Here is a 25,850-nt window from a genome sequence, read left to right as displayed (position 1 = left end):
TCTCAGTAAATTAGTTACGAACCGGCTTGCCATTTTGCAAAATGCCCATAATGCGTTCCATGGTCTTTGGGTGTCCAATCAGCTCAACAAACGCTTGACGTTCTAGCTTGAGTAGCCACTCCTCGGTAACCAGGGTGCCAGCATCGACATCACCACCACTAATGATGTCAATAATCTTCTTGGCAATAAATGCATCATGCTCTGATATAAAGCCGCCATCACGCATATTGATGACTTGACCCATTACTGTTGAAGCTACCGAACGTCCGCCAACGGGAATTAGGGCTGGTATGGGTGGTCTATAACCGGCATAGCGCATGGCTTTGACTTGATTTTGCGCAAGCGCCAACAACTCATACACATTGGGAACTATGATGTCTCCTTTTTGTAGGTAAGCCATCTTCATGGCATCTTGAGCAGAAGAGGACACTTTAGCCATCGCTGCATTTTCAAAAGAAGCTTTTGTGAAATCTAAATAATTGGTGTTACCAGCAAGTGCTACACCTTGTGCTGCACGAATAGACGCCTCTTTGAGACCGCCACCAGCTGGCAATAAGCCAACGCCGACTTCAACGAGGCCAATATAGCTTTCAATCGCAGCAACCCTACGAGCGGATTGCATCACCAATTCGCAGCCGCCACCAAGTGCGATACCGGATACTGCGCAAATGACCGGAACCTGCGAGTACTTCACTCGCATCATCGTATCTTGGAAGAGTTTCACAAATGGCTCAACTCCAGCAGGGCCGCCTTTCATTACCATTGGTAATGCTGCTTCTAAATTAGCGCCAGCAGAGAAGGGTCCACCAGGAGTACCCAGTTTTAGAGAGCTAGGTTGCCAGATGACAAGACCTTCATAATTAGCCTCAGCAATCTCAATTGCTTTTTGAATACCATTAAGTACATCTGGGCTGATCGTGTTCATCTTGGATCTAAATGAAGCGATCAGTACATCTGGTTGGGCTGGATCAACCCAGGCACGTAGATCGGGATTCTCATAGATGGTGGTGCCAGCAGTTTTAGGATCTGGTGATCCATCTCCCAACAGTGGTGCTCTAAATACTTGCTTTTGATATACAGGTAAGTTTGAGCGGGGTACGTATTTATTCTCCGAAGCAGACCATGAGCCCTCTGGAGTATGGAAGGCTTGCTTATCTACTACAGGCCCGCTAAAGAGCCATGCAGGTAAAGGCTCTTTGCTGAGTGTTTTGCCAGCGTCAATATCTTCTTTAATCCAGTTAGCAACTTGCGTTACGCCAGCTGCCTGCCAGTCTTCAAAGGGGCCTTTGTCCCAGCCGTAACCCCAGCGCATCGCAAAATCAATTTCACGAGCGGATTGGGCAATGTCACCCAAGTGAATTGCGCAGTAGTGGAAGATGTCACGATAAATAGCCCATAAGAATTGCGCTTGAGGTTCATCGGTATCGCGTAGTAACTCAAGACGCTCAGTAATTGGCTTTTTCAGAATACGTTCAATTAAAGGCTCAATAGTTGCGGTGGAAGGTTTGTATTCACCGGTAGCAGGATCCAGCACCAGAACATTCTTACCATCCTTGCGATAAAAGCCAGCCTTTGTCTTTTGACCTAAAGCGCCCTTGGCTATAAGTTGAGTAACGACCTCTGGAGTCTTAAATAACGCAGAGAAAGGATCTCCTTGCAAGGAGTTTTCCATGGTTTTGATAACGTGAGCCATGGTGTCTAGGCCAACAACATCACTGGTTCTGAAAGTGGCTGATTTGGCGCGACCTAATTTACTTCCAGTTATGGCGTCTACCTCATCAAATCCTAGACCAAACTTTTGTGCTTCGGCAAACACTGCCAGGATTGAAAAAACCCCCACACGATTACCAATAAAGTTTGGCGTATCTTTAGCTCTGACAACGCCTTTACCCATGGTGGACGTCATAAATGTCTCTAGTGAATCTAAAACTGCAGGATCAGTATCAGCAGCTGGAATCAATTCTAGTAAATGCATGTATCGCGGCGGGTTAAAGAAATGCACACCGCAAAAGCGTTTCTTTAGATCTCCTGAGAAACCTTTGGCAAGCTCACTAATCGGTAGGCCAGAGGTATTGGTAGCAAATAACGCGTGCGCTGGAATATGAGGGGCTACTTTTTCATAGAGAGCATGTTTCCAATCCAAACGTTCTGCAATGGCCTCAATAATGAGATCGCAGTCAGATAGCAAACCCAAGTCATCTTCATAGTTGGCCGCTTGTATCAAATTTGCGTCGTTAGCAATGCCAAGTGGGGCAGGTTTGAGTTTCTTGAGGTTCTCAATGGCTTTGAGGGCAATCGCATTTTTATGCACTGGTTTGCCATCATCAGATTTGCCTGGAAGGTCAAATAAGACAACTGGTAATCCGACATTAATACATTGGGCGGCAATCTGTGCGCCCATGACGCCAGCACCCAGAATTGCTACTTTTTTAATAATTTTGTTTTCATTCATGGTTCATCTTTCAGAAAAAATCAGCTGGCATTGCCATCAATGATTTGGAGCCGGCACGTGCTTGACGGATCAGCATTGTGGTCTCAGGCAGAAGTTTGTCAAAGTAAAAGCGCGCTGTAGCTAATTTCGCTTGATAAAAAGGATCGTTGCTAGATTTGTTGGCCAAAGCAATTTTTGCCATCCGTGCAAATAGGTAGGAATAGATTAAATGACCAACTACTCTTAAATAGGGTACTGCAGCAGCGCCTACTTCTTCGTGATTCATCATGGCTTTCATGCCAATCTCTTTGGTGAGTTTTTCAACCTTAACGGCGATATCAGAAAGAGGGTCAATAAACTCTTGCATTTCTTTGCGGACGCCTTCATCCTCAATAAACTTTTCAATAATTTTTCCAAATTTAGTGAGTTTCTTGCCCATATCACCAAGAACTTTGCGACCTAAGAGATCTAGTGATTGAATCGTATTGGTACCTTCATAGATCATATTGATACGAGCATCACGCACAAACTGCTCCATACCCCATTCCGCAATGTAACCGTGACCACCAAAGACCTGCATACCTTCATTAGTGGCTGCAAAAGCGTTATCAGTCAAGAAGGCTTTAATAATTGGGGTGAGTAAGGCAACCATTTCACCGGTTTCTTTGCGAACATTTTCATCGGGATGATTGAGTTCGGTATCAATCATAAGAGCTACCCAATAGGAGAATGCTCTGCCAGCTTCCGCATAGGCTCTTTGGGTTAACAACATTCTGCGAACATCGGGATGAACAATAATTGGATCTGCCGCCTTTTCAGGTGCTTTCGCTCCAGTTAGGCTGCGCATCTGTAAACGCTCTTTTGCATAGAGAACTGAGTTTTGATACGCAACTTCAGTTAATCCAAGGCTTTGCATGCCCACCCCAAGGCGAGCTGCATTCATCATAACGAACATGGCATTCAAACCTTTATGGGGTTCTCCCACTAGGGTGCCTATGGCACCATCAAAGTTCATGACGCAAGTAGCATTTCCATGGATACCCATCTTGTGTTCAAGAGATCCGCAAGAAACTGCGTTCGGCTTTCCAACCGAGCCATCTAATCCAATCTGAAACTTCGGGACCGCAAACAAGGAGATGCCTTTGCTACCAGCAGGGGAGTCTGGCAATCGTGCAAGGACAAGGTGCACAATATTCTCTGCAAGATCATGATCGCCGCTAGAGATGAAGATCTTTGTTCCAGTAATGGCGTAAGTACCATCTGCCTGCGGTTCAGCTTTGGTCTTTAGCAAGCCCAGATCAGTGCCGCAATGTGGCTCTGTTAAGCACATTGTTCCAGTCCATTGACCAGAAACTAATTTTTCTAAAAAGGTTTTCTTCTGCTCATCAGTTCCATGAGCATGTAAGCATTCATAGGCGCCATGCGATAGACCGGGATACATGGTCCAAGATTGATTGGCGGAGTTTAGAGTTTCATAAAGAACGGTATTGAGTAGTTGCGGTAATCCTTGGCCGCCATATTCTGGATCGCAAGATAAAGCGGGCCAGCCACCAGCAACATATTGCTGATAGGCTTGTTTAAAGCCTGTAGGCGTTGTTACTGAGCCATCTTCATGGCGCGTACAACCCTCTTTATCTCCAATCTGATTTAGCGGGAAGGCAATCTCACTAGCAAATCTTCCAGCTTCTTCAATGATCTGATTGATAGTGTCCTTATCCACTTCTTGATAGGCTGGCAACGCAGAAAACTCTTTACCAGCATCAAGCAGCTCATGAATCACAAAGTGAATATCGCGTAGGGGTGGGTTGTATTGCGGCATATCAGTTCCAGATTTGATAAAAATAAAAAAGTTATTTACTTGCTACTTGGTGATTTAGAAAAATATTCTTAATGAGCTTATTCGCTAGAGCTAAGCTCTTTGGGTTTTGTAGAAATCTTGAGTCGTGATGTGCCCCCAGCACAATGCTATAGAGATGAAAGAGTAATTCTTGGGGGGCAACAGTTTTCTTGAGGTGTCCAGCCGCAATGGATTCTTTGATAGCGCGAAGCAGGGCAGAGCGCCAGTCTTCTACGCTGCGCACCAATTCATCGCGAACGATCCCGGGGCAATCATCAAACTCAGCGGCGCCTGCAATAAAGAAGCAGCTAGAAGTATTTTTGCCAACGCTGATTTTTAGCCAGGCATCAATCATGAAGCGCAAGCGGGGTAAGCCTTTAGGCTTGGTGAGCGCTGGCGAAAATACGCTATCAGCAAAGTATTGGTAGTACTTGCGTATCACTTCAATCTGCAGTTCTTCGCGTGAGCCGAAGTGGGCAAAGACACCGCTCTTACTCATGCCAACCGAGTCTGCCAAGTGGCCAATGGTTATTCCTTCTAATCCCGACCTGCTGGCAATCTCAAGGGCAGCCTGCAAGATCGTTGATTTTGTAGCCAATCCTTTTTTAGACTCCGTTGAAAGGGCTGCAGAGGTAGACCTTGTATCAAGCATGGTTATCAGCATTTACTTTCATTGTTGTAAAAATAATACGATCGTTCGTTTATATTACATCAATATCCTACAGCCCAAAACCTCGTTATATAAGCGCTGAAGAATGCTTACTGCCTGTAGGGATAATTTAATTGTTGTGTTGCAAAATAAATAAAGGGAAAACCCGAGATACAAAACAAATTAAAACTAATTAAGATTCGACGAGTTGTTTCAGATTAATTAGAAAAACCAAACACAGGAAGACATATGAAAACAGTAAAGATTAGCGCCTTAGTTTTAGCAATGGCTGGTGCATTTGTAACAAGTGCCAACGCACAGTCGGCTAAAGCAAATCCATGGGAAGGTTTTTATGCTGAAGCTGCGGTGGGATGGGGGCAATTCAATCCTACTATTAGCAACGCTTCTCTCTATAGTAATAGAGCTAGAAGGTCCTCTCCAGTTACTACCCAACAAGACAATTTATCTTCTGGAATAAACAAAGTTGGTTTGGGTTACACATTTGGGTTGTCCGATAAATATACGCTGGGCCTTGCTGCAAGCTATTCTCTGGGCGCTTCATCGGCAGCAAATGGATCTTTTTATGCAACAGATTTCCGGTCAGGTACATGGTTTAAGTATCAACTAAAAGACATTTGGTCGGCAACCTTAAACCCAGGCTACGTTATTGATAAGGATAAATTGGCTTATGCAAAAGTGGGTATCACAGGCAATACCATGGGTATAAATGGTGGTACGGCCAATTACCAAACGACAAACTTTACTGGATACGTTCTTGGTTTGGGTTACAAACAAATGGTTACTAAATCCATTTACCTTCTTGGTGAGGTTAACTACGCCAACATGAGCTCAAAAACTGCAACAATTCAAACTAGTTCAGGCCCGCTTTCGGGTAACGTAGGAGGTTCGGGCGTTGACGTGCTAGTTGGTGTCGGTTATAAATTCTAAATAAAATTGCATTGTTAAATTTAAGCCCTCCTTGCACGGAGGGCTTTTCTTTTTGGATTTAATTGTCACGAGTGTATAGAATGGGAATTACAGATTTAATAATCTGACTACAAATATAAATATATCGAGACAGGAAATAACTTTATGGTTAATCCCTCAAAACCTTGGTTAAATAACTATCCTGAGGGTGTTCCATTTGATGTGGATATCTCAGAATATGATTCTTTGTTGGACATGTTCGATGAATGTTTTGAGCGTTATCCCAATCGCCGAGCCTGTGAGTATCTAGGTAAGTTTTTAACTTATAGCGAGCTTGATCAACACTCTAGACATTTTGCTGCCTACTTACAAAACTTAGGCTTAGAACTAGGCTCTCGTGTAGCCATCATGCTGCCTAACGTTATGCAGTTCCAGGTTACGATGTTAGGGGTGCTGCGTGCTGGTTTTGTAGTAGTAAATGTCAACCCTCTTTATACAGCCCGCGAGTTGGAGTACCAGCTAAAAGATAGTGGAGCTTCAGCCTTGATCGTTCTTGAAAACTTTGCACACGTCTATCAGCAAATTGCTGCAAATGTACCCTTAAAGAAGACAATTGTTACTTCGATGGGTGAGATGATTGGCATTAAAGGTGTAATCGTTAATTTCGTGGTACGAAATGTTAAAAAGTTAGTGCCGGCATGGGAATTGCCAGGACATATTCTTTTTACTCAGGCTTTAAGTGAGGGTAGTCGCCATCAATGGAATAGACCTAATACAACTCTAAATGACATTGCCTTTTTACAATACACCGGAGGAACCACTGGATTGTCTAAGGGCGCTATTCTGCTCCATAAAAATATTTTGTCTAATGTTATTCAAACGGACTTGTGGTTAGAGCCAGGACTGAAACGTAAACATGTAGAGCAATTAGTCTTTTTATGTGCATTACCGCTTTATCATATCTTTGCTTTAACGGCATGCGCACTGATGGGAATGCGCAAAGGTGGCCTTTTGATTTTGGTGCCCAATCCGCGTGACTTTGATGGCTTTATTAAGTTGTTGAAGAAGCATCCAGATATCAACATCTTCCCAGGCGTAAATACTTTATTTAATGCCTTAATGCATAAGCCAGAATTTGCTTCGGTGAAGTTCCCCAATATATTGGCCACCATCGGTGGCGGTATGGCAATGCAAAAAGTAGTTGCTGACCAATGGCAGAAAATGACTGGCGCCCCCATTGCAGAGGGCTATGGTCTCTCAGAGACTTCTCCAGTCGCTTGCGTTAATTCTGCTCTGATCGAGAGCTTCACTGGATTTATTGGCTTACCAGTCCCCGGCACTGATGTTGTCATTTTAGGTGATGATGGCAAAGAGGTGCCATTTGGAACCCCGGGTGAGATTTGCATACGGGGTCCACAAGTGATGGCCGGATACTGGAATAAGCCCGAGGAAACCAAGAATGTAATGACGGCAGATGGTTTCTTTAGATCGGGAGATATTGGCATCATGAATGCAGATGGTCTAACCAAGATTGTAGATCGTAAGAAAGATATGGTTCTGGTTTCTGGATTTAATGTATATCCAAATGAGGTAGAGGAAGTGTTATCTCTCATTCCGGGCGTATTAGAATGCGCGGTCATTGGTGTACCCGATGATGATTCTGGTGAGGCAGTAAAGGCGTTTATCGTCAAGCAAGATCCTGATTTAACAGAAGAGGCAATCTTGGCATACTGCAAAGAAAATCTCACAAACTATAAACGTCCTAAGCATATTGTGTTCCGCAACGATTTGCCCAAGACCAATGTTGGAAAAATATTGAGACGTGAGCTCAGGGATTTATGAGTCACATCCCTAAAGTTTTGCAAGGACTTCGATTGCCGATTATCTCGGCGCCGATGTTTACCGTTAGCTATCCCGAGCTGGTCCTTGCACAGTGCAAGGCGGGTATTGTTGGATCGTTTCCTGCCTTAAATGCCAGGCCCCAGGAGATGTTGGATGATTGGTTAAGTCAAATCCAAAGTGAGTTAGTGGATTTTCAGAAATCCAATCCAAATTCTAAGGTTGGTCCAATAGCTGTTAATCAGATCGTACATGTCTCCAATGCGCGACTAGAGCAGGACATGTATTCTTGTGTAAAGCACCGAATTCCGATTTACATCACTAGCCTAAGAGCGCCTGTTAAAGAGATTATTGATGCTGTCCATAGCTATGGCGGCATTGTTTTGCATGACGTTATTAATATTCGTCATGCTGAAAAAGCGTTGGAGGCAGGTGTTGACGGTTTGATATTAGTGGCTGCTGGAGCAGGTGGACATGCTGGTGCATTGTCTCCATTTGCGCTAGTAGGAGAGGTGAGAAGGATATTTCAAGGCCCACTCGTGCTGTCTGGGGCAATCTCAACGGGTGATGCAGTATTAGCCTCACAGGCGATGGGTGCTGATTTTGCATATATCGGGACTCGTTTTATTGCCAGTCAAGAAGCGCATGCGAGTGAGCAATATAAACAGGCCATTGTGACTGCGCAGGCAGCTGATATTGTTTACACAGATCATTTCACGGGGATTCATGGCAACTATATCAAGCAGAGCATCATTAATGCTGGCCTAGATCCAAACAATCTTCCAGAAGGTGATCCGCAAGCATTTGCCAAACTCTCCCAAGAGGGAAAAGATGGCTCTAGCGCTAAAGCTTGGAAGGATATTTGGGGTGCAGGCCAGGGTGTAGGTCTTATCGACGGTGTGCCCACTGTCACTCAGATCGTAGATCAACTCGAACGTGAGTATGAGGCAGCAAAGAAGCGTTTAGCCCTCTAAAATTTGCCTAATATAATGAGTAAATAATTATTTCTCTCAATTGTCTTACGTAGGTAACTGCTCATCGTGATTCTTTGGCTACGCTCACTGCTGTTTTACCTATTTGGCTTTGTATCAGTCACTATTTTTGCGACTGCGATTATTTTGGTAATTCCATTTACTAGTATCCGCACTCGCTACAAAATGGGTGTGGCTTGGTGTCGATTAATCCAGAAAGTTTTGTATTTACTCTGCGGCATTAGCTCTCAGGTTAGGGGGTTGGAGAACATTCCAAAAGACCCTAATAAACCATTAATCGTTTTGGGTAAGCACCAGTCTGCTTGGGAAACTTTTGTTTATCCATCGATATTTCTAAAAGAACTCTGTTTTGTATTTAAGCGAGAGCTTCTTTACGTGCCATTCTTTGGTTGGGCTTTGGCTTCGCTGCGCATGATCCACATTAATCGCGGTGATCGAGAAAATGCTAGAGAAGCTGTTGCTGCCCAGGGTAAAGTTGTTTTAAAAGAGGGCAGATGGATTGCAATTTTTCCAGAAGGCACTCGCACTCCTCGTGGTTCGTTTAAGCCCTATCGTAAGGGCGGCGTACGACTAGCCATCAGTACTCAAACCGATATACTTCCAGTAGCGCAAAATTCAGGAGCCATTTGGCCAAGAAAAACATTTCTCAAACGCCCTGGTTTGATTACCCTTTCTATAGGCCCAGTCATTTCGGTTCATGGAAAGACTGAAGAACAATTGCAGCTGGAGGTAGAAGCGTGGATTGAGGGGGAGATGCGCAGGCTTGATGCGCCTGCTTATAGCAATTAAGTAACGAGCAAAAAGTTAAAGGTGCGCCTTAGCTTTTCTTGAGCTTCTTGCGGATGTAGAGAGTCTTCGTAATACGCGCAACGACATCTTCTTCGCGATCCTTTACATTCACTACAAAGTCTTTTAATACCTTGTCGCCAGACTCTGCGGCACTAATAACGTCATCAATCTGCTCTTGAGTAAGCTCAAACGAGGCATGCACAGCACCTTTGCCAGGCTTCAGGAATTCAATCTTAGCTGCCTGATCCCAAACAATATAGCCTTTGCCGATATTTTGAGACACCATCATCATGAAAAAGGGGTCGGTCATTGCAAATAGACTTCCGCCAAAGTGAACGCCTAGGATATTGCGATTCAACAACCCATGCTTGAGTCGAACCTTGGCATGACGAAAATCTTTGGCAATACTTTCCACAGTAATGCCTGCCCCCAAGAATGGGGGCCATATATTCATACCCTTGCGTAGCAGGCTGGCATTCATCACAGTCTGCAATCTCTACTTTGACTGAGGAGTCTTGCCAACCATCTTGGCCGCTCGCAAGAAATCAAAGTCGACACCTTTGTCTGCTTGAGTAACGGTTTGCAAAAAGAGTTTCTTATACCCACGCTCTGCAGTTGGAGGAGTAATGGGGTTGTCTTTTATGCGCTGAGCTAATTCTTCATTAGAAATTAAAAGGCTTAACTCACGATTCTTCACGCTCAAGCGAATGCGATCGCCATTGCGTACATGGGCTAAGGGACCCCCAATGGCAGATTCAGGGGTGACGTGCAGCACAATGGTGCCAAAGGCAGTACCACTCATGCGTCCATCGGAAATGCGCACAATGTCTTTCACGCCTGCACGCGCTAATTTCATTGGAATCGGAATGTAGCCAGCTTCAGGCATGCCTGGGGCACCCTTGGGGCCAATATTTTTAAGAACCAAGATGTCTTCAGCCGTGACATCCAATTCTGGGCTATCAATACGGTTGGCCAAATCAGCAGCATTCTCAAATACTACGGCACGACCTTCATGCTCCATGAGGTTTTCATCGGCTGCAGACTGTTTGATAATGGCGCCACCAGGAGCAAGGTTGCCATGCAGCACAGCAATGCTGCCGCGCGGATAAATTGGTTTATTAAAAGGACGTACAACATCTTGCCTAAAGCTTGGTGGTGCAGCGTCAATTTCCTCGCCAAGAGTTCTGCCTGAGACCGTCATAGCATCAAGCTTTAATAAAGGTTTGAGCTCGCGCAGTAGAGTGGCCATACCACCTGCGTCATGGAAATTCTCCATGTAATGATCGCCAGAGGGTTTTAAATCAACTAGAACTGGAGTCTCCTCGCCCATCTTATCGAGAGCATCTAAATCGATTTCCAATCCCATACGTCCGGCAATCGCGGCAAGATGAACAATGCCGTTCGTTGAGCCACCAATGGCGAGTAAAACACGCATAGCATTTTCAAAAGCATCTGCAGTGAGCACTTTATCGATAGTTAAACCTTCTTTTGCCATCTTCACCGCACATGCACCAGTTTCTTCAGCAACGCGGATACGATCTGCTGTAACCGCTGGAGGGGTGGCGCCACCAGGGACGGTCATGCCAAGTGCTTCAGAGATGCAGGCCATCGTACTAGCGGTACCCATAACAGAGCAAGTGCCAACACTTGCTACAAGTTGATCATTGACTTCATCTTTTTCTGTTTCATCAATTTCACCAGCCCGGAACTTCCCCCAATAACGGCGACAATCGGTACAAGCGCCTACACGTTCACTGCGATGTGAGCCCGTTAACATGGATCCGGTAATGAGTTGAATAGCCGGCAAACCTGCAGAAGCAGCACCCATCATTTGGGCGGGTACAGTTTTATCGCAACCACCAATCAAGACAACGGCATCCATTGGCTGTGCACGCAACATTTCTTCTGTGTCCATCGACATCAAATTGCGTAAATACATGCTTGTAGGGGCTGCAAAACTTTCATGGATAGAAATCGTTGGAAATTCCATAGGCAAACCACCGGCTAACATGACTCCACGCTTTACGGCTTCTAGAAGTTGAGGCATATTGCCATGACATGGGTTATATGCACTACCTGTATTAATGATGCCAATAACAGGGCGGTCTAATGCGCTATTGGTATAGCCGGCCCCTTTAATAAAAGCCTTGCGCAAGAATAAAGAAAATCCTTTATCCCCATAACTGGTTAAGCCTTTGCGTAGGCCAGTTTCAGAAGGATCTTTTGGCTTATTACTCATGGATGTCTCAAGTCTTTATAGTCTTTTTGATGGATGTTACTGCTTTCCACTTGTTATTGATCAATTGTAGCGATGGAATGGTTAATTTGCCTATAGTCCGCCACCCCAGCGGTATTGCCAAGAGATACCAAGTGCGGTGTAGTCTGTAGTGGTATTGGAATACACACCCTTGCTACCAGTTAAGCGGATCGAATTATGCTTATTGACTGGGTATGAATAGGTACTGCCAAAGCGCCAGTTTTCTTGTGAGCCAGCAATAGATGTTCCATTAACGTACTTTTGGCCGCCTGTGAAATAAATGGCATCAGCAGACAGGTAGGCCATATTTTGAAAGTAATAAATGACATGGGCCTCAGATGAATACAAGGGATTTTGGGAAAGTGTATTACTCCCCAGGAAACTAGTATTGCTTGTATAGATGGTGGCCATGCCTGCTAATTCCAAGCGCCATGGGCCAACTGCTTGAGATGCTCCAATGGCGGGTTGAATCAGCGAGCGATTTGCGCCGACGTTTAGCATTTGTTCGCTGTTGTATTTACCCCAGGGAATTGATGCAGCAAGACTCGTACCAATAATTAAATCTTGTTGGTAATTTTTAAACTCTTCTAGCGAAAGTGCTGGTGCACCATAAAGATTTGCAGAGATTTTTACAATAGGGTCAGATAAGCCTTCTGCGGAAGCATTCACATTTTGAGCTCCCAAACTGCCGGTCCCTGAGAGTTGAGCATAAGGAACTAGTATGCTGATGCGTCCGGACTGTCCAAAGACATCGATGATGCGGGTGAGATTTACTGCTTCGGTTGTTAGTGTGTAAGAGCCGCTTTTTGCTTGTGCGATGCCGCCGGTAATAAAATTAATTCCAATTGGCGCATTGGAATACGCTCGAGCTTCAATTTCTTGGGCATTGGCAAGGTGGCAAAAGAATGCCAACAAGCAAAACCAAACAATTCTCACGCAATACAAGTAAACCAATTATTTTTTTGAACCAAATAGAATTGCAAGCGTTTCAGTATTGCCTAAAGCTTGGTTCACGCCCATAAAAATTAAGTATGGCCAAACAATTAACCAATAAAGAATGGACATGGCGAAGATTCTTAAGGGCTCACCATTGCCAAACGCTTTCATAGAAGCAATAAATTCTTTGCCATGGATTAATCCATCAACACCTGCTTCAAGAAAATTTAAGGCAAGCACGAAAACTAAATAAACAAAAGACTCAAACAAAAGTGAGTTGACAATTCCATACTCTTTATTGATCTTGATTGGATAGGCCGCTTGAGCAATCAACATAAATTTTGCGGAGATTCCAGCCTTGATTAGTGCAAAACCAAAGATCGACAATGGGATAGGGCGCTCCTCAAGAGCGGTCGCTGCTAAAAATGCGATTGCACAGAACCAGGCCCCGAAGTAAAGGGTTAAGGCAAAAGCATTCTTAGCCTCTTCCTTCAATTTTTCTTTTAAGCTGCGGTGGTTTGCTTGTGTAGCGTTATTATTTTGCATTAAAGGTCAATCAGAAAAATAGGGGTCGATTATTCACCGCAAGTAGCGCAAGACCCGCTATTTTCAACTGGCGCAGGTTCTTGTGTGTAGCGCGCAATAAATGCATGTTTGCTAGACATTGGAATCTTTAGCCAAACAAAGTGACCCGAGCCAGGCGCAACATCTATTGATTCTCCATTCGCATTCCACATTTCAGTTATAACTACATCAGTATTGCCACTAGGCTCAATGATCTCTAGCTTGTCACCAATCGAGAAACGGTTCTTAACGTCAACCTTGACACGACCTGAAGCTGTATCGATATCGAGAGTCTCACCAACATACAAGCTGCGCCCTGATAAAGAGTGGCCGCGCATATAGAGTTGATACTCTTTATCGTGGTGGCGCTCATAGAAGCCATCGGTGTAGCCTCGGTTTGCCAAACCCTCTAGCTGACCTAATAAAGCCGTATTGAATGGTCTGCCTGCAACCGCATCATTAATTGCTGCTCTGTAAGCTTGCACAGTACGTGAAACGTAATAAGGAGATTTGGTGCGACCTTCGATCTTGAAAGAATCAACCCCCATCTTAGTTAGGCGTTCAATATGCTCTACTGCTCGAAGATCCTTGGAGTTCATAATGTAAGTGCCATGCTCATCTTCTTCCATGGGCATCAAATCGTCCGGACGGCGAGCCTCTTGAAGAAGAACCACGTCACCACTGCCATTCTGTTGACCAGGTTTAACCTTGTAGTCCCAGCGGCAGGCATTAGTACAGGCGCCTTGATTTGAGTCGCGATGAGACATGTAGCCTGAAAGTAAGCAGCGTCCTGAGTAAGCAATACAGAGAGCGCCATGCACAAAAACCTCAAGCTCCATTTCGGGACAATCTTGACGAACTTCCTCGATCTCATCAAATGAGAGCTCACGAGACAAAATTACGCGGCTAATGCCAACGGAGCGCCAGAACTTTGCTGAAGCGCCGTTTACGGTATTGGCCTGAACAGATAAATGAATGGGCATGTCTGGCCAAGCTTCACGTGCCATCATGATTAGCCCAGGATCTGACATGATTAATGCATCAGGCTTTAATGCAATAACCGGATCCATGTCCTTAATGTAGGTACGCGTCTTGCCGCCATGCGGCAATAAATTTGAAACTAGGTAAAACTTTTTACCCATTTCATGGGCCGTATCAATGCCTTGCTTGAGAACCTCGATCTTGCCAAAGTCGTTATTGCGAACCCGTAGTGAATAACGAGGTTGTCCAGCGTAAATGGCGTCCGCACCAAAATCAAATGCAGTGCGCAACATATTGAGGCTTCCGGCTGGGGCAAGTAGTTCGGGAATCTTAGTCATAGAGTCTATTTTAGTGTGCTTAGACCTAATTTTGCTCAACATATAAATGGCTTCAAAAGAGTTCTATAGGCTGCTTTAAGCAATAAAAAAGCCCCTAGATTGCTCTAGGGGCTTTACTTATTTGGCTCCTCGACCTGGGCTCGAACCAGGGACCTACGGATTAACAGACACCTTTAAGACTCACTTAAGCTCCAAAATACACCATTTTTTAAAGCAGCTCGCAAGTATCATTATAAAAATTTGTAATAATAGATATGAAAATCTATTTAGATAAGGAAATATAATGAAAAAAGTTTATTTGCTGGCACCATTTTTGAGTGTTTTTTTACTGCTTCAGGGGTGTTCAGTTAAATCTATTTCTCATGGTTCTGAGATCACCGATCAGCAAATTGCTCAGATCGAAGATGGTAAAACTACAAAAAGCGATATTTTTGTACAGTTTGGAAATCCATCAAAAGTTATGGACGGAGAAAAAGCTTTTTTCTATAGCTGGACAAGGGGAAGCAAGAATTCCTTTTTAGGTATTGGGGCTGGCTCAGCTTACAGCTATAGTCTTGTTGTCATTTTTGATGATAAGGGTGTAGTCAAAAGTCATAAGTTGACGAGGGGTGCAACTGATAGTGCCGTAAATGTTGGCGACTAATATATGAGGTTATTTGCTCTACTTTTGATTTCTTTTTTGTTATGCTCATGCATGGCTCCTGAAGTTTGGAAAAAACCTGGGGCCGATACCGTGGAGGAGTCTAGGATTCGCAAAGAGTGCTACAAGATCTCCGAAGGCGATGGGGTGTCAACAAGTCTCGAAGTTACTGCAAGGTTTGATAGGTGCATGAAAAATGCTGGCTTTATAAAAACACCTCAATGGCAGCAAAATTAAAGCTATTTAAAACTAAAGATTCCTTCAGCTAATGAATCTTGGCCATAACATAACCACTCTTCGGAGTGGTTTTTTATTCGGATGAATACTCCGAAGGTAAATTTCGGTGTTTTTATTTTGCCTCTCTAATTTTGTGCTCGTGCAATCTAAGCCAGTCACCTATGGTTCCCTGTTTGACTATCTGCTCCCTAAGCTTGGGCTCAGGAAAGTTATTGGAAAGGCTTGAGTTGCAAGTTTTGCAGGTTAGGTAAAGATTATCAGGGTGATGCACTTTATCCAGCATAAAGGTAAAGGCAGAAGACCAGTTTTGGGACACAATGTGCCCAAATGCAATATCGCTATTCTTTAGTTCTCTAAATGGAATGTGGTCACATTTGCTGCCAGGGCACGATATTGAATTTCTTTGAGCCCACCTTTTAAGTTGCTTACCTTTTTCTGTGGAATTTATTTTGTCATAAGACCACTCACGAGCTAAAGCCTCAGGCAATTCAGCTCGAACATCTATATCGATGTTATCGCTATTTAAAGATTTAATTAAATTCAGGGTAGCAAAAGCCTCATGCCTTGGGATTAACTGCAATTTAAGTGGTCGATGAACAGATTCGTTTAGGTTTATGAGGTCCTCATCACAATCAATGATTTTTGCAGGTGCCAAAATAAACAGTTGGTTCATTTTGTTATTCAGGCGATATTCAAACCACATGATGACAAGAACCACATAAGGTACTTTCAGCTTTTGGCTTAGAAATTGACACCACCTATACCTCAACATGCCTGATACATCTCTTGGGGGTTGGTAGGTAAATCTGCCAAGTTCATCTAAGGAGTCTTCGTAATTGCCTTCGCTATGCCTGACCGCAAGAACTAATTTTTTTTCAGGGCCAAGAACCACACCTTGTTGTTCGCAAGATAGCAGCCGTGAATTATCGTTAACTGGAATTAGTTGGCCACCGTCATTTACAATTGCCTCAGCATCTTGCATGGAGAGTGTTTTAGACCTTAAGCCCCATGCTGTTCTGAAACCCTTTGGCGATGAGCACAATGCTATTGATGGCGAAAGCTCATTGAAATGGTCTTGGATTGAGTCTGACAGGGCTTTAATATCCTTGCCTTTGGTTAGCGTGCTAAATGCTGTTAGAACTTTATTCTTTGTTATATTCACCGACTCACTGGTCGAGCTTGATACAGGAATTTGTCTTATTCCATCCTCAATCAAAAGAATTTTTTTCTTAAATTCGGTGAGGCAAGATTCAAGCTCTTTGTCTAGGTGCTTCATTTAGGTTTTGATTTTTAACTGATTGTGTTTTCTGTAATCATTCTACGATAGCAAAACAGTACTACATTAAATTTAATACAATCGTTATGTTACTGATTTAATTAGATATATTTAAGCTGGCTATATCTTCTGCCTCTCTACCATCAGGCGCTACAAATACTATTTTTATTGTTCTTAATTCAGGTTCATCAATAGTCTCTAAGATATTTGCTTGCTTAGGCCGACCATCTAGCCTATCTGCAAGTTCTCTAATTGCCCAGGGCTCCCCATTTGAGGCTAGATTCAGTAGTTGTTCAACAGAGGCTCTTAAACGCACTCCATTGTCCTGTGCAATCGCTCTTCTTAGGGCGGCATTCCATATGTGTCCTTTATGTGCATTTCTATTTCCGAGAGGTGCGCCAGCCATATGCATGCCTTTCTTGAGGGTAGGGAAGGGGAATTAAAGACTTCAATCTTTACTTAGTCTAATTAGTATGACAACCTGCCGATACTATTGGTACAGCCTTGCTACTAGAGCAATACAGATTCAAAGCCTTCCTTTTTTAAATAATCAATCCATCCACTATTTATGTATGGAGCAATGTGGATTTCTCCATAAGCCCAATCCATCTTTTTGTGTATTTTGATTATTTTCTTAATGAATTCGGCTTTATTTATATGGGACGGCATTCCAATTGCTAGATGAAGATGAAGTCTTCTTTCAACTAAGCCTTTCTCAACTGAGCAGACTGTTCTCAGTTGCCTATGCTTGTATCTGTATTTTCTTCTTAAGAGATTTTCATTTAATCTGCTTATAAACCATCGGCCTGTTTTTTCCGCTATTTCAGGCGAGTTGTTTATATGGAAATTTGGATGCCTTTTTTTAAGGTTGACAGTTACAGCAAGGTCAAATGGCCCTTGTCTTATTAGAAAATTCGAAATCTCCTGATTTGTGGGGTTGAGAAATGCTTTAAGCATTTAATACCTTTTAGAATTTTCAATGTGAGTCTTTCCAATTTTCATCACGGCATCATCAAAATATTTTTCATTAATAAAAATGCGACCTGCAGGCATTACGAGTGCGGAACTCTCGATAAGAAAGGGCTTATTCTTTCTTATAAACCATTGAAGGCTGGAAAGGCTTGGAAAAATATGACTTCTCCCAGCATTCCTATATGCATCAAGGCTGATTAATGCGCCTAAGTTTTTATCAGTTTGACTCATTTATTGCACCAAATATTGTTGTAACGGAGCTTTCCGACTCCAAGGCTCGCATTTGTTTGAGCCTCAACGCAATCATGAGTGCTTATTCGAGTTAAATCACTACCAAAACCTCAGGGGTTTTGGTGTATTACTGCTTATGGGATAACTTGTTCTTGTTGAGCTGCCTGTCGATGGTTTTAATATCAACACCAAGCCTTTCTGCCTCCTTTTCAATCGCCTTGCTTTTGGAGATTTTTTGACCATCTATGCGTCTCTGAATATCCTGTTTTATAGCTTCACCCTGAATGGATGTAAATTTTTGAGGCTTACCTGACTTCTTGCCTATTAGTAGCGTCTTTATTGCTGAGGCAACGAACGGCATTAGTTTCGGATGAATTGGTATGGATTCATTGAAATGCTGCACCAAGTTATCAAACTTGCGTTTTTCTGTTGCCTCCTGAATTGCGGATAGATAGGAGTAAGCCGCAACATTCATTTCTGTAGAGATTCCCTTGGGCGCATCATGCTTTCCTTCTAGAATTTCATTTGCTAGTTCGTTAAGTGCAATCATTTTCTTGTTCATTTAGCTTATGTCTCCAAGAATGCGGTTAATGAGCGCTGATTTATGTTTTATGGCTAGGTGACTATATCGCTTAGTCATAGCCATGTTTCTGTGGCCAAGAACATCTGCAATTTCTAATAAAGTTGCATTATTTTGAGCTAGAAATGATGCGCAGGTATGACGCAAATCATGAAATCTAAAATTTTTGACATTCGATTTTTTTAAAGCTAACTTCCATACGAGTTCATGGTTATATGGTGTATCAGGCCTAACTCTAGATGCAAATACAAGCTGATTTCCTGGGGATGCAAATTTTTCTAATTCTTTGATAACAGTTGGGGTGAGTGGCAATGTTTTTCTGTCACCATTTTTGGTTATTCCTACGGAGGCTAGACCTCGCTCCAAGTCAATATCAGACCATCTTAGCTTTTTGATTTCGCCTTTGCGAGCCCCTGTGGTTATGCCAAGCAAGACCAAAAGATAAAGCTTTGGCCACTTTGATTCTTTGCAGGCTGTTAACAGGGAAAGCCTCTCAGCATCACTCAAGAAGCGTACAACTTCATTATTTTCAGGTTTGCTCTCTATTGCTTTGCAGGGGTGCTCCCAGCCTTTTGGAGTAATGCGCTTTTTGATGCACCAGGAAAATAATGCGCCAATAGCAGCTGCATAACGATTGATTGTTGCTGGTGCGTACGGTTTATTTTTAGATTTAAAAATGGATTTACCATCAGCATCTTTACCTGCGTAATATCGAGCCTTTTTATTTGAAAGCTCTTCGAGGGCAAAGTAAATGTGGTCCTCATCAACTTCGCTGAGAGTGAGTTGCCCTATCTTTTCTTCCCACCAGCTCATGCGCTGAGCACGAGACTCATCTTTGCCTTCATAGGCGGCCATATAGGCATTGATAGCTTGGGATATGGTTATGTAACCATTGCGCTCAGGAAGGGCAATTGGGCTGGTTTTAGGGCTTGTGGTGCCGGAAAACACCGACAAGCTTGCAAACGGTACTTCTAAAGACTCATAACGATTCATTTTTAACTCCAATTTAGGTGACCGCTTTTTCACCAGCGGACTAAAGTGGGAGTCTTAAAAGCCCCGTTACTACAAGGTATTTGGCTCCTCGACCTGGGCTCGAACCAGGGACCTACGGATTAACAGTCCGGCGCTCTACCGACTGAGCTATCGAGGAATAAGCCGATATTATAGCAAGATGAAATCACTACTTCCTACTTCTGTGCAGATACCCAAAGTGCTGACCATTGCTGGGTCCGATAGCGGCGGTGGGGCGGGGCTCCAAGCCGATCTCAAGGTCATCACTGCCTTGGGTGGCTTTGGTATGTCTGTGATTACAGCCATTACCGCCCAAAATACCCTGGGTGTGACGCGCATTCAGGATATTGATCTGGATGTCGTTGAGGCTCAAATTGACGCTGTTTTATTGGATATTGGGACTGATATTGTCAAAATTGGCATGTTAGCCAGCCCAGAAATCGTGAAAACGGTTGCTAGAACTTTGCGCAAACACGGTGTAAAACGTATTGTTCTTGATCCTGTATTGCGGGCTACTTCGGGTGCAAGCTTGGGTGGTGACGATACTGCGCAGGCAATGATCTCTGAATTGTTTCCAATTGCATCGCTAATTACGCCAAACTTAGATGAAGCTTCATTACTGCTCGGTCGTGAAATTAGTGGGCCTAATGATTTCAAGCTGGCAGCAGAAGAATTGCTCGAAATGGGACCGCAGGCAGTGCTGATTAAAGGCGGGCATCTTGATAGCACGCACACTCAAATTACAGACTATTTAATGTGGCGTACCATCGAGGATGGATTGGAGGTGGTTCAGACAAAAGAGTTCAAACACTATCGTGTTAATACCGTAAATACTCACGGCACTGGTTGTTCTTTAGCATCAGCAATTGCCACATACCTTGCTGATGGTCATGATCTGAGTCATGCGGTTGCAAAGGCAATTGCCTATGTTGAGGCAGGCCTTGAGGCGGGTCGTTTCTTAAGTATTGGCGAAGGTCCAGGACCTTTATGGCATATGCACGACTTCTATCCAACCGCACTACTGGATGAGAAAGAAAAGATTTAACTTTTCTTAAGCCTGCATTAACTCTTGTAAGTGTTTCACCGCAGCCTTTGGATCCTTGGCTTGGGTAATGGCCCGCACTACAGCCACAGAACCAACACCGCTTTTTGCGACGGCATGAATGCTATCTTGATCAATGCCGCCAATGGCTACCAGAGGGTAGTGACTCATTAACTTGGCATATTGATAGAGACGACCAAGTCCCTGAGGGGCGGTAGGCATCTTCTTGAGATTTGTCGGAAAGACTGCACCCATGGCAATATAGCTTGGGCAAAAACGATCGGCATGCGCAAGCTCTGCGTATCCATGTGTACTTAAACCTAAGCGCAAGCCGGCCGCGCGAATCTCATCTAAGTCAGCGACTTCTAAATCTTCTTGACCTAAATGCACGCCATATGCGCCAGCATCAATTGCCTCTTGCCAATAATCATTAATAAATAGCAGTGTTTTGCTATCTTTAACTGCAGCAACAGACTCCTTAATTTGTTTTCGGATCTTGGATCTGTCTTCGGATTTAAAACGCAATTGCACCGTCGGAATTTCTGCATCAACCATGCGCTTAATCCAATCAGCATCAGGCATAACGCCATACAAGCCTAAACGCTTCGGACATTCCTTAAATGCATTGGGATTCATATTGCGAGTCCAGGGAAGCAAGTCAAAATGCTCTGGTCTACATGGCCATTTAAAGGGATTGAAGCCACCATCTTGCAAAGTCATGCGTGACCAAGCTCTACCTAGGACGCGCGCATCAGATTCAATAAAACCCATCTCAATGGCAGCTAAGGCGCCAGCTAATTCGTAGTGATCAACTGCCACCTCATTATCAATTTGTGGTGGAGGCGCGTTAAGGCTAAAGCTCGGAATCGGAATGCAAAGATCCGCATTGCGATGCGCTGCAACGATTTGGTCGGCAAGATCACGAATCAGACTCATTGGTTCAGTGTACTTAACTTCATTATGAGTGGTGCCAAAAAGGTGTTCCCACTAAAGGCGTGCTGGCTTGAGCAGATTCTTGCGGTTTCATGGCGCCGGATAAATAGGCGGCACGTCCTGCATCTACAGCCATAGCAAATGATTTGGCCATGACTACAGGATCATCAGCTAATGCAACAGCAGTATTGAGGAGAACACCATCAAAACCCCATTCCATGACTGTACAGGCATGAGAAGGAAGACCTAAGCCAGCATCGACTAATAGGGGGACTTTCAAACGATCGCGCAAGAGTTTCATGGCATAAGGGTTTAATGGGCCCTGGCCTGTACCAATTGGAGCGGCCCATGGCATAACTGCTTGACAACCAACATCCACAAGACGTTGACATAAAATCAGATCTTCAGTGCAGTAGGGAAGAACTTTGAAGCCATCATTAATCAAAGTCTCTGCAGTTTGCACCAAACGCAAAACATCTGGCTGTAAGGTGTAGTCATCGCCAATGAGTTCTAATTTAATCCAATCTGTTTCAAAAACTTCACGGGCCATTTGCGCCGTGGTAACGACTTCTTGAGGGCTGTGGCATCCAGCGGTATTTGGTAATACCGGTACAGCCATCTTTTTGAGTAAATCCCAGAATCCACTATGCGCTTCCGCTGTCGAAGTTCCTTGGCGACGTAAGCTCACGGTGATCATTCCTGGATTGGAGGCTTGCACAGCATTTTCCAATATCTGTGGAGAAGGGTAACGTGATGTGCCCAGCAGCAAACGACTAGCAAAACTCTCACCGTACAGTGTAAGAGTATCGGCGCTATTGAGATTGCTAGGTAATGGAGCGTTCATATCAATTTTAGTTTGTTATTACATCAGCCGCCAGTAACGGGGGCGATCACTTCGATTTGGTCATTCTCACTTAAGGCAAACTCTGTATGTTTAGTCTTGGGAACAAAATTTAGATTTACGGCAACAGCATAGGGCGGCTTGGCATCAATTAATGCTAGCGCATCGCTGACCATACTATGGCTTGGCAATTCATATTCAACTTGATTGACGATTATGCGCATATAGTCTCTGCGTAATTGCTATTATGTGTGACGCCCAAACCCAATTCCAATGCGGTCTTACTGCTTCCCTGCGCAAGTATTTGCAAAGCACAATCGAGTACAGCTGGGGCAATCATAAAACCATGACGATATAGGCCATTGATCATGATCAAATCCGCTTGCCCTTTATCTTTTTTCATCCGGATTTCTGGAAGATTATTTTTTAGGGTGGGGCGGCATTGCGTTGCCATTTCTAAAATACGTGCCTCTGCAAAACCGCTATGTACGGTATAAACCGCGCTAAGTAACTCCATCGCAGATCGCACGCTCATCTCGGAAAGATCATCGGACTCAATCTCAGTGGCACCCACCACATAGACGTCGTTTTCCTTTGGAGCAATGTAGATTGGATAGCGCGGATGAATTAACCTCGTTGGACGGCGCAACTTTACCTCGGGAGCGTAGAGTCGTACAACTTCACCGCGAACACCGCGCAAGGTATTTAGATTATCTCCAAAAGACCAAACCTCTTTAGCACCAGTGCCGCGACAATCGATTACTGCCTGGTAGATCGACTGCTTACGTAATGCCTGAGGGTCAACCTCTGCATACCAGTGGCAATCTACCTGCAAGAGCTTGAGTTCAAGTGCAAGAGCATTGAGTAATTGACGGTTATCCAACTGTCCTTCTTTAGGCAAGTACAGACCCTGATTAAAGCGATCGGCAACACTTGGTTCTAAGTCACGCAAAGCATCATTGCTTAACTTTTGTGGAGCACTTAAATCAGGGTTGGCGCGACTATTCTTCTCTAGGTGAGCCGTAAAGCGCTCAGCCTCACTAGCATCTTGTCGATGCCAGAGAATCAAAGTGCCTTCTTGTTGAAAGAAAACCGGATTGGAGAGATCAGAAATCAGTTCTTTCCAGCGAGGCAGGCTATATAAGCCCATTCGCACAACAGAGTCTTCGGTAATGGCAGATTCCGCTAGAGGGGCCAGCATCGCTGCCGCAATACGTGCTGCAGCATGGTCACCATTGGTGCTGCCTTTATCAAATAACTCAACCTGAGCACCGCCCCTAGCAAGAGCAACTGCTAGCAGGCGACCCATCAGGCCGCCCCCAACAATTGCATATTTGCCCTTCAAGTGCCTCATTTATTCACCATTACTAAGCTTAATTACTGGTAAATCTCACTGCCGCGCTTACGGAACTCCGCAGACATCTCTTCCATGCCCTTGGATGCGTTAGCAACCTCAGCAATTGGAATGACCTTGGATTTAGGATTTCCATCAGCATCTAATGTCGCCGCATAGTCACGCACTTCTTGTGTGATCTTCATAGAGCAGAACTTTGGACCGCACATTGAACAGAAGTGAGCAATCTTCGCACCTTCAGCTGGCAATGTAGCATCGTGATATTCACGCGCACGTTCAGGATCTAAACCAAGATTGAACTGATCTTCCCAGCGGAATTCAAAGCGTGCTTTAGATAATGCGTTATCGCGGACTTGGGCGCCAGGCAAGCCTTTGGCCAAATCAGCGCCATGTGCAGCAATTTTGTAGGTGATGATGCCCTCGCGAACATCTTCTTTATCTGGCAAGCCTAAATGCTCTTTGGGTGTGACATAGCAAAGCATGGCTGTACCGTACCAACCAATTTGGGCTGCGCCAATGCCGCTAGTGATATGGTCGTAACCAGGAGCGATATCGGTAATCAATGGCCCAAGTGTATAGAAGGGAGCTTCTAAGCAGTGCTTGAGCTCTTCAGTCATATTTTCTTCAATGCGCTGCATTGGTACGTGACCTGGGCCTTCAATCATGACTTGCACGTCATGCTTCCATGCTTTGGCAGTCAATTCACCTAGGGTATGGAGTTCACCAAATTGAGCGGCATCATTGGAGTCAGCAATGCAGCCAGGGCGCAAGCCATCACCTAAGCTAAATGAGACGTCATAGGCTTTCATGATTTCGCAAATCTCATCAAACTTTGTATATAAGAAGTTTTCTTTGTGATGAGCTAAGCACCACTTAGCCATGATGGAGCCACCGCGAGATACTATGCCTGTAATGCGATCAGCCGTTAACGGAACATAGCGCAGCAATACGCCTGCATGGATAGTGAAGTAATCCACGCCTTGTTCAGCTTGCTCAATCAAGGTGTCGCGGAACATTTCCCATGTAAGATCTTCTGCAATGCCGCCAGTTTTATCTAAAGCCTGATAGATTGGAACAGTGCCAATTGGAACTGGTGAGTTACGAATAATCCACTCACGGGTTTCATGAATATGCTTACCGGTTGAAAGATCCATGATCGTGTCCGCACCCCAACGGATAGACCAAACCATCTTTTCTACTTCTTCGTTAATAGAAGAGGTGACGGCTGAGTTGCCTAAGTTGCCGTTGATCTTCACGCGGAAGTTGCGGCCAATAATCATTGGCTCTAATTCTGGGTGATTAATGTTGGCTGGAATAATCGCACGACCAGCAGCAATCTCTGAACGAACAAATTCACCGGTGACTATGTCCGGAAGATTGGCGCCATAGCCTTTACCAGGATGTTGCTTAAGGAGTTGCTTATAGGCTGGGTCTTTACGAAGTTGCTCAAGGCCCATTGACTCACGCAGTGCTACATATTCCATTTCTGGGGTAACAATACCTTTGCGTGCGTAATACATTTGGCTCACGTTATTGCTAGCTTTTGCAACACGTGGTGCGCTGATGTGAGCAAATCGTAAACTTTGTGTAGCTTCATCTTGAGAACGCGCTACACCATATTCAGAACTAGGGCCGGCCAATTGAATAGTGTCATTGCGTTCTGCAATCCAGGCATCACGTAGTCTTGGTAAACCTTTTTCAAGATTGATTACAACATCTGGGTCGCTGTATGGTCCAGAGGTGTCATAAACAGGAACAGGGGGATTGGCTAACAATTCTTCACCTACACGTGTAGGCAGCTGCTCAATCATGCGGATTGGCGCCTTGATATCCGGACGTGAACCTTGGAGGTAAGTTTTAGTTGAAGCTGGATAGGCAAACTTTTGCCCAAAGTCGCGCTCCAAGCTTTTTAAACTGGGAATCTCGTGTTTAGCGTTTTTTGTTGTGGGTTTGCCTGTACTCATGTCCATCTCCTAGCTGTTTTAGATGGACGAAACCGGGTGTCGGTCTGATGTAACTCCCCACGCCAGCATTACCTGGATCGGGTTAAAGGGTCTTTCTCAGCACCTTCAAACTAAAAACCTTTGAAGGGCACCCCTGTTTCATCCTTATGAGAGATTTAACCACGAATTAGGGGATTGATGCATGACTACCGTCAAGTAGGTGTCACCATAGTCAAATAAGGGCAAATCC

General features: G+C 44.3%; 25 protein-coding genes, 1 tRNA gene and 1 riboswitch. Of the genes, 6 read left to right on the top strand and 20 right to left on the bottom strand.

The window, feature by feature from the left end; genetic code table 11:
• Positions 1-10: 10 nt before the first annotated feature.
• From ICE93_RS08185 to ICE93_RS08175, 3 genes are read right to left on the bottom strand one after another with little or no spacing between them, the layout of a single operon-like run.
• On the bottom strand, positions 11-2,452 hold the full coding sequence (locus ICE93_RS08185) for a 3-hydroxyacyl-CoA dehydrogenase/enoyl-CoA hydratase family protein (RefSeq protein WP_216187201.1): 2,442 nt from the start codon (positions 2,450-2,452) through the stop codon (positions 11-13).
• A 10-nt stretch (positions 2,453-2,462) separates the two neighbouring features.
• Complete coding sequence (locus ICE93_RS08180; protein ID WP_216187199.1) at positions 2,463-4,250, bottom strand: acyl-CoA dehydrogenase C-terminal domain-containing protein; 1,788 nt, start codon at positions 4,248-4,250, stop codon at positions 2,463-2,465.
• A 31-nt stretch (positions 4,251-4,281) separates the two neighbouring features.
• Positions 4,282-4,932 carry a TetR/AcrR family transcriptional regulator gene (locus ICE93_RS08175; protein ID WP_255554557.1) on the bottom strand — a complete coding sequence of 217 codons (651 nt, stop codon included), beginning with the start codon at positions 4,930-4,932 and terminating at the stop codon, positions 4,282-4,284.
• A 234-nt stretch (positions 4,933-5,166) separates the two neighbouring features.
• On the opposite strand from ICE93_RS08175, the gene ICE93_RS08170 reads away from it, so the two are divergent.
• The 4 genes from ICE93_RS08170 (at position 5,167) to ICE93_RS08155 (ending at position 9,464) form a co-directional block, all read left to right on the top strand.
• Positions 5,167-5,865 (top strand): outer membrane protein, encoded by a 699-nt coding sequence (locus ICE93_RS08170; protein ID WP_216187197.1) that lies wholly within the window; start codon positions 5,167-5,169, stop codon positions 5,863-5,865.
• A 144-nt stretch (positions 5,866-6,009) separates the two neighbouring features.
• Entirely contained in the window at positions 6,010-7,686 is a 1,677-nt protein-coding gene (locus ICE93_RS08165; RefSeq protein WP_216187195.1) for a long-chain-fatty-acid--CoA ligase, read from the top strand.
• Positions 7,683-8,657, top strand: coding sequence for a nitronate monooxygenase family protein (locus ICE93_RS08160; RefSeq protein ID WP_216187193.1), 975 nt, complete (start codon positions 7,683-7,685; stop codon positions 8,655-8,657). The genes ICE93_RS08165 and ICE93_RS08160 overlap by 4 nt, the downstream gene beginning before the upstream one ends.
• 69 nt (positions 8,658-8,726) lie before the next feature.
• The gene (locus ICE93_RS08155; RefSeq protein ID WP_216188341.1) at positions 8,727-9,464 is read left to right on the top strand and encodes a 1-acyl-sn-glycerol-3-phosphate acyltransferase; all 738 of its coding nucleotides are present in this window, start codon (positions 8,727-8,729) and stop codon (positions 9,462-9,464) included.
• A 28-nt stretch (positions 9,465-9,492) separates the two neighbouring features.
• Here ICE93_RS08155 and ICE93_RS08150 read toward each other — a convergent pair whose 3' ends face one another.
• The 5 genes from ICE93_RS08150 to ICE93_RS08130 form a co-directional block, all read right to left on the bottom strand.
• The gene (locus ICE93_RS08150; RefSeq protein WP_216187191.1) at positions 9,493-9,918 is read right to left on the bottom strand and encodes a DUF4442 domain-containing protein; all 426 of its coding nucleotides are present in this window, start codon (positions 9,916-9,918) and stop codon (positions 9,493-9,495) included.
• Between the two features lie 42 nt (positions 9,919-9,960).
• Complete coding sequence (locus ICE93_RS08145; protein WP_216187189.1) at positions 9,961-11,703, bottom strand: IlvD/Edd family dehydratase; 1,743 nt, start codon at positions 11,701-11,703, stop codon at positions 9,961-9,963.
• A gap of 90 nt (positions 11,704-11,793) precedes the next feature.
• On the bottom strand, positions 11,794-12,657 hold the full coding sequence (locus ICE93_RS08140; RefSeq protein WP_216187187.1) for a transporter: 864 nt from the start codon (positions 12,655-12,657) through the stop codon (positions 11,794-11,796).
• 18 nt (positions 12,658-12,675) lie between these two features.
• A complete protein-coding gene (locus ICE93_RS08135) occupies positions 12,676-13,203 on the bottom strand; it encodes a hypothetical protein (protein WP_216187185.1) in 528 nt (175 codons plus the stop codon).
• Positions 13,204-13,232: 29 nt separating this feature from the next.
• Complete coding sequence (locus ICE93_RS08130; RefSeq protein WP_216187183.1) at positions 13,233-14,540, bottom strand: U32 family peptidase; 1,308 nt, start codon at positions 14,538-14,540, stop codon at positions 13,233-13,235.
• Between the two features lie 283 nt (positions 14,541-14,823).
• On the opposite strand from ICE93_RS08130, the gene ICE93_RS08125 reads away from it, so the two are divergent.
• Positions 14,824-15,183 carry a hypothetical protein gene (locus tag ICE93_RS08125; protein ID WP_216187181.1) on the top strand — a complete coding sequence of 120 codons (360 nt, stop codon included), beginning with the start codon at positions 14,824-14,826 and terminating at the stop codon, positions 15,181-15,183.
• Positions 15,184-15,529: 346 nt separating this feature from the next.
• Here the strand turns inward: ICE93_RS08125 and ICE93_RS08120 are convergent, their stop codons facing one another.
• From ICE93_RS08120 to ICE93_RS08090, 7 genes are all read right to left on the bottom strand, one after another.
• Positions 15,530-16,633 carry a hypothetical protein gene (locus ICE93_RS08120; RefSeq protein WP_216187179.1) on the bottom strand — a complete coding sequence of 368 codons (1,104 nt, stop codon included), beginning with the start codon at positions 16,631-16,633 and terminating at the stop codon, positions 15,530-15,532.
• A gap of 157 nt (positions 16,634-16,790) precedes the next feature.
• Positions 16,791-17,099, bottom strand: a complete 309-nt coding sequence (locus ICE93_RS08115; RefSeq protein ID WP_216187177.1) for a hypothetical protein — start codon at positions 17,097-17,099, stop codon at positions 16,791-16,793.
• Between the two features lie 104 nt (positions 17,100-17,203).
• Entirely contained in the window at positions 17,204-17,650 is a 447-nt protein-coding gene (locus ICE93_RS08110) for a hypothetical protein (protein WP_216187175.1), read from the bottom strand.
• Positions 17,651-17,896 carry a hypothetical protein gene (locus ICE93_RS08105; protein ID WP_216187174.1) on the bottom strand — a complete coding sequence of 82 codons (246 nt, stop codon included), beginning with the start codon at positions 17,894-17,896 and terminating at the stop codon, positions 17,651-17,653. It abuts the gene before it with no gap.
• A gap of 127 nt (positions 17,897-18,023) precedes the next feature.
• Complete coding sequence (locus tag ICE93_RS08100) at positions 18,024-18,458, bottom strand: hypothetical protein (protein ID WP_216187172.1); 435 nt, start codon at positions 18,456-18,458, stop codon at positions 18,024-18,026.
• Positions 18,459-19,469, bottom strand: a complete 1,011-nt coding sequence (locus ICE93_RS08095; RefSeq protein ID WP_216187170.1) for a site-specific integrase — start codon at positions 19,467-19,469, stop codon at positions 18,459-18,461.
• Between the two features lie 81 nt (positions 19,470-19,550).
• Positions 19,551-19,626: transfer RNA gene (locus tag ICE93_RS08090), tRNA-Asn, on the bottom strand.
• A gap of 21 nt (positions 19,627-19,647) precedes the next feature.
• Here ICE93_RS08090 and thiD point away from each other — a divergent pair.
• Complete coding sequence (gene thiD / locus ICE93_RS08085; protein WP_216187168.1) at positions 19,648-20,532, top strand: bifunctional hydroxymethylpyrimidine kinase/phosphomethylpyrimidine kinase; 885 nt, start codon at positions 19,648-19,650, stop codon at positions 20,530-20,532.
• A 6-nt stretch (positions 20,533-20,538) separates the two neighbouring features.
• Here the strand turns inward: thiD and thiE are convergent, their stop codons facing one another.
• The 5 genes from thiE to thiC are packed head-to-tail and all read right to left on the bottom strand — an operon-like array spanning position 20,539 to position 25,621.
• Positions 20,539-21,465, bottom strand: a complete 927-nt coding sequence (gene thiE / locus ICE93_RS08080; protein WP_216187166.1) for a thiamine phosphate synthase — start codon at positions 21,463-21,465, stop codon at positions 20,539-20,541.
• Between the two features lie 22 nt (positions 21,466-21,487).
• Positions 21,488-22,306: a thiazole synthase gene (locus tag ICE93_RS08075; RefSeq protein WP_216187164.1), complete on the bottom strand. Its 819-nt coding sequence runs from the start codon at positions 22,304-22,306 to the stop codon at positions 21,488-21,490.
• Positions 22,307-22,329: 23 nt separating this feature from the next.
• A complete protein-coding gene (gene thiS / locus ICE93_RS08070; protein WP_216187162.1) occupies positions 22,330-22,527 on the bottom strand; it encodes a sulfur carrier protein ThiS in 198 nt (65 codons plus the stop codon).
• Positions 22,518-23,657: an FAD-dependent oxidoreductase gene (locus tag ICE93_RS08065; protein WP_216187160.1), complete on the bottom strand. Its 1,140-nt coding sequence runs from the start codon at positions 23,655-23,657 to the stop codon at positions 22,518-22,520. Before ICE93_RS08065 ends, thiS begins: the two co-directional genes overlap by 10 nt.
• Before the next feature lie 23 nt (positions 23,658-23,680).
• Positions 23,681-25,621 (bottom strand): phosphomethylpyrimidine synthase ThiC, encoded by a 1,941-nt coding sequence (thiC, locus tag ICE93_RS08060; RefSeq protein WP_255554555.1) that lies wholly within the window; start codon positions 25,619-25,621, stop codon positions 23,681-23,683.
• 37 nt (positions 25,622-25,658) lie between these two features.
• Positions 25,659-25,766, bottom strand: a riboswitch (TPP riboswitch).
• Between the last annotated feature and the right edge of the window lie 84 nt (positions 25,767-25,850).

The sequence above is a fragment of the Polynucleobacter sp. MWH-HuK1 genome (genome assembly GCF_018881815.1).
Classification (GTDB): Bacteria; Pseudomonadota; Gammaproteobacteria; order Burkholderiales; family Burkholderiaceae; genus Polynucleobacter.
Note: the sequence above shows the minus strand (reverse complement) of the source record. Positions and strands in the feature narration are given on the sequence as shown.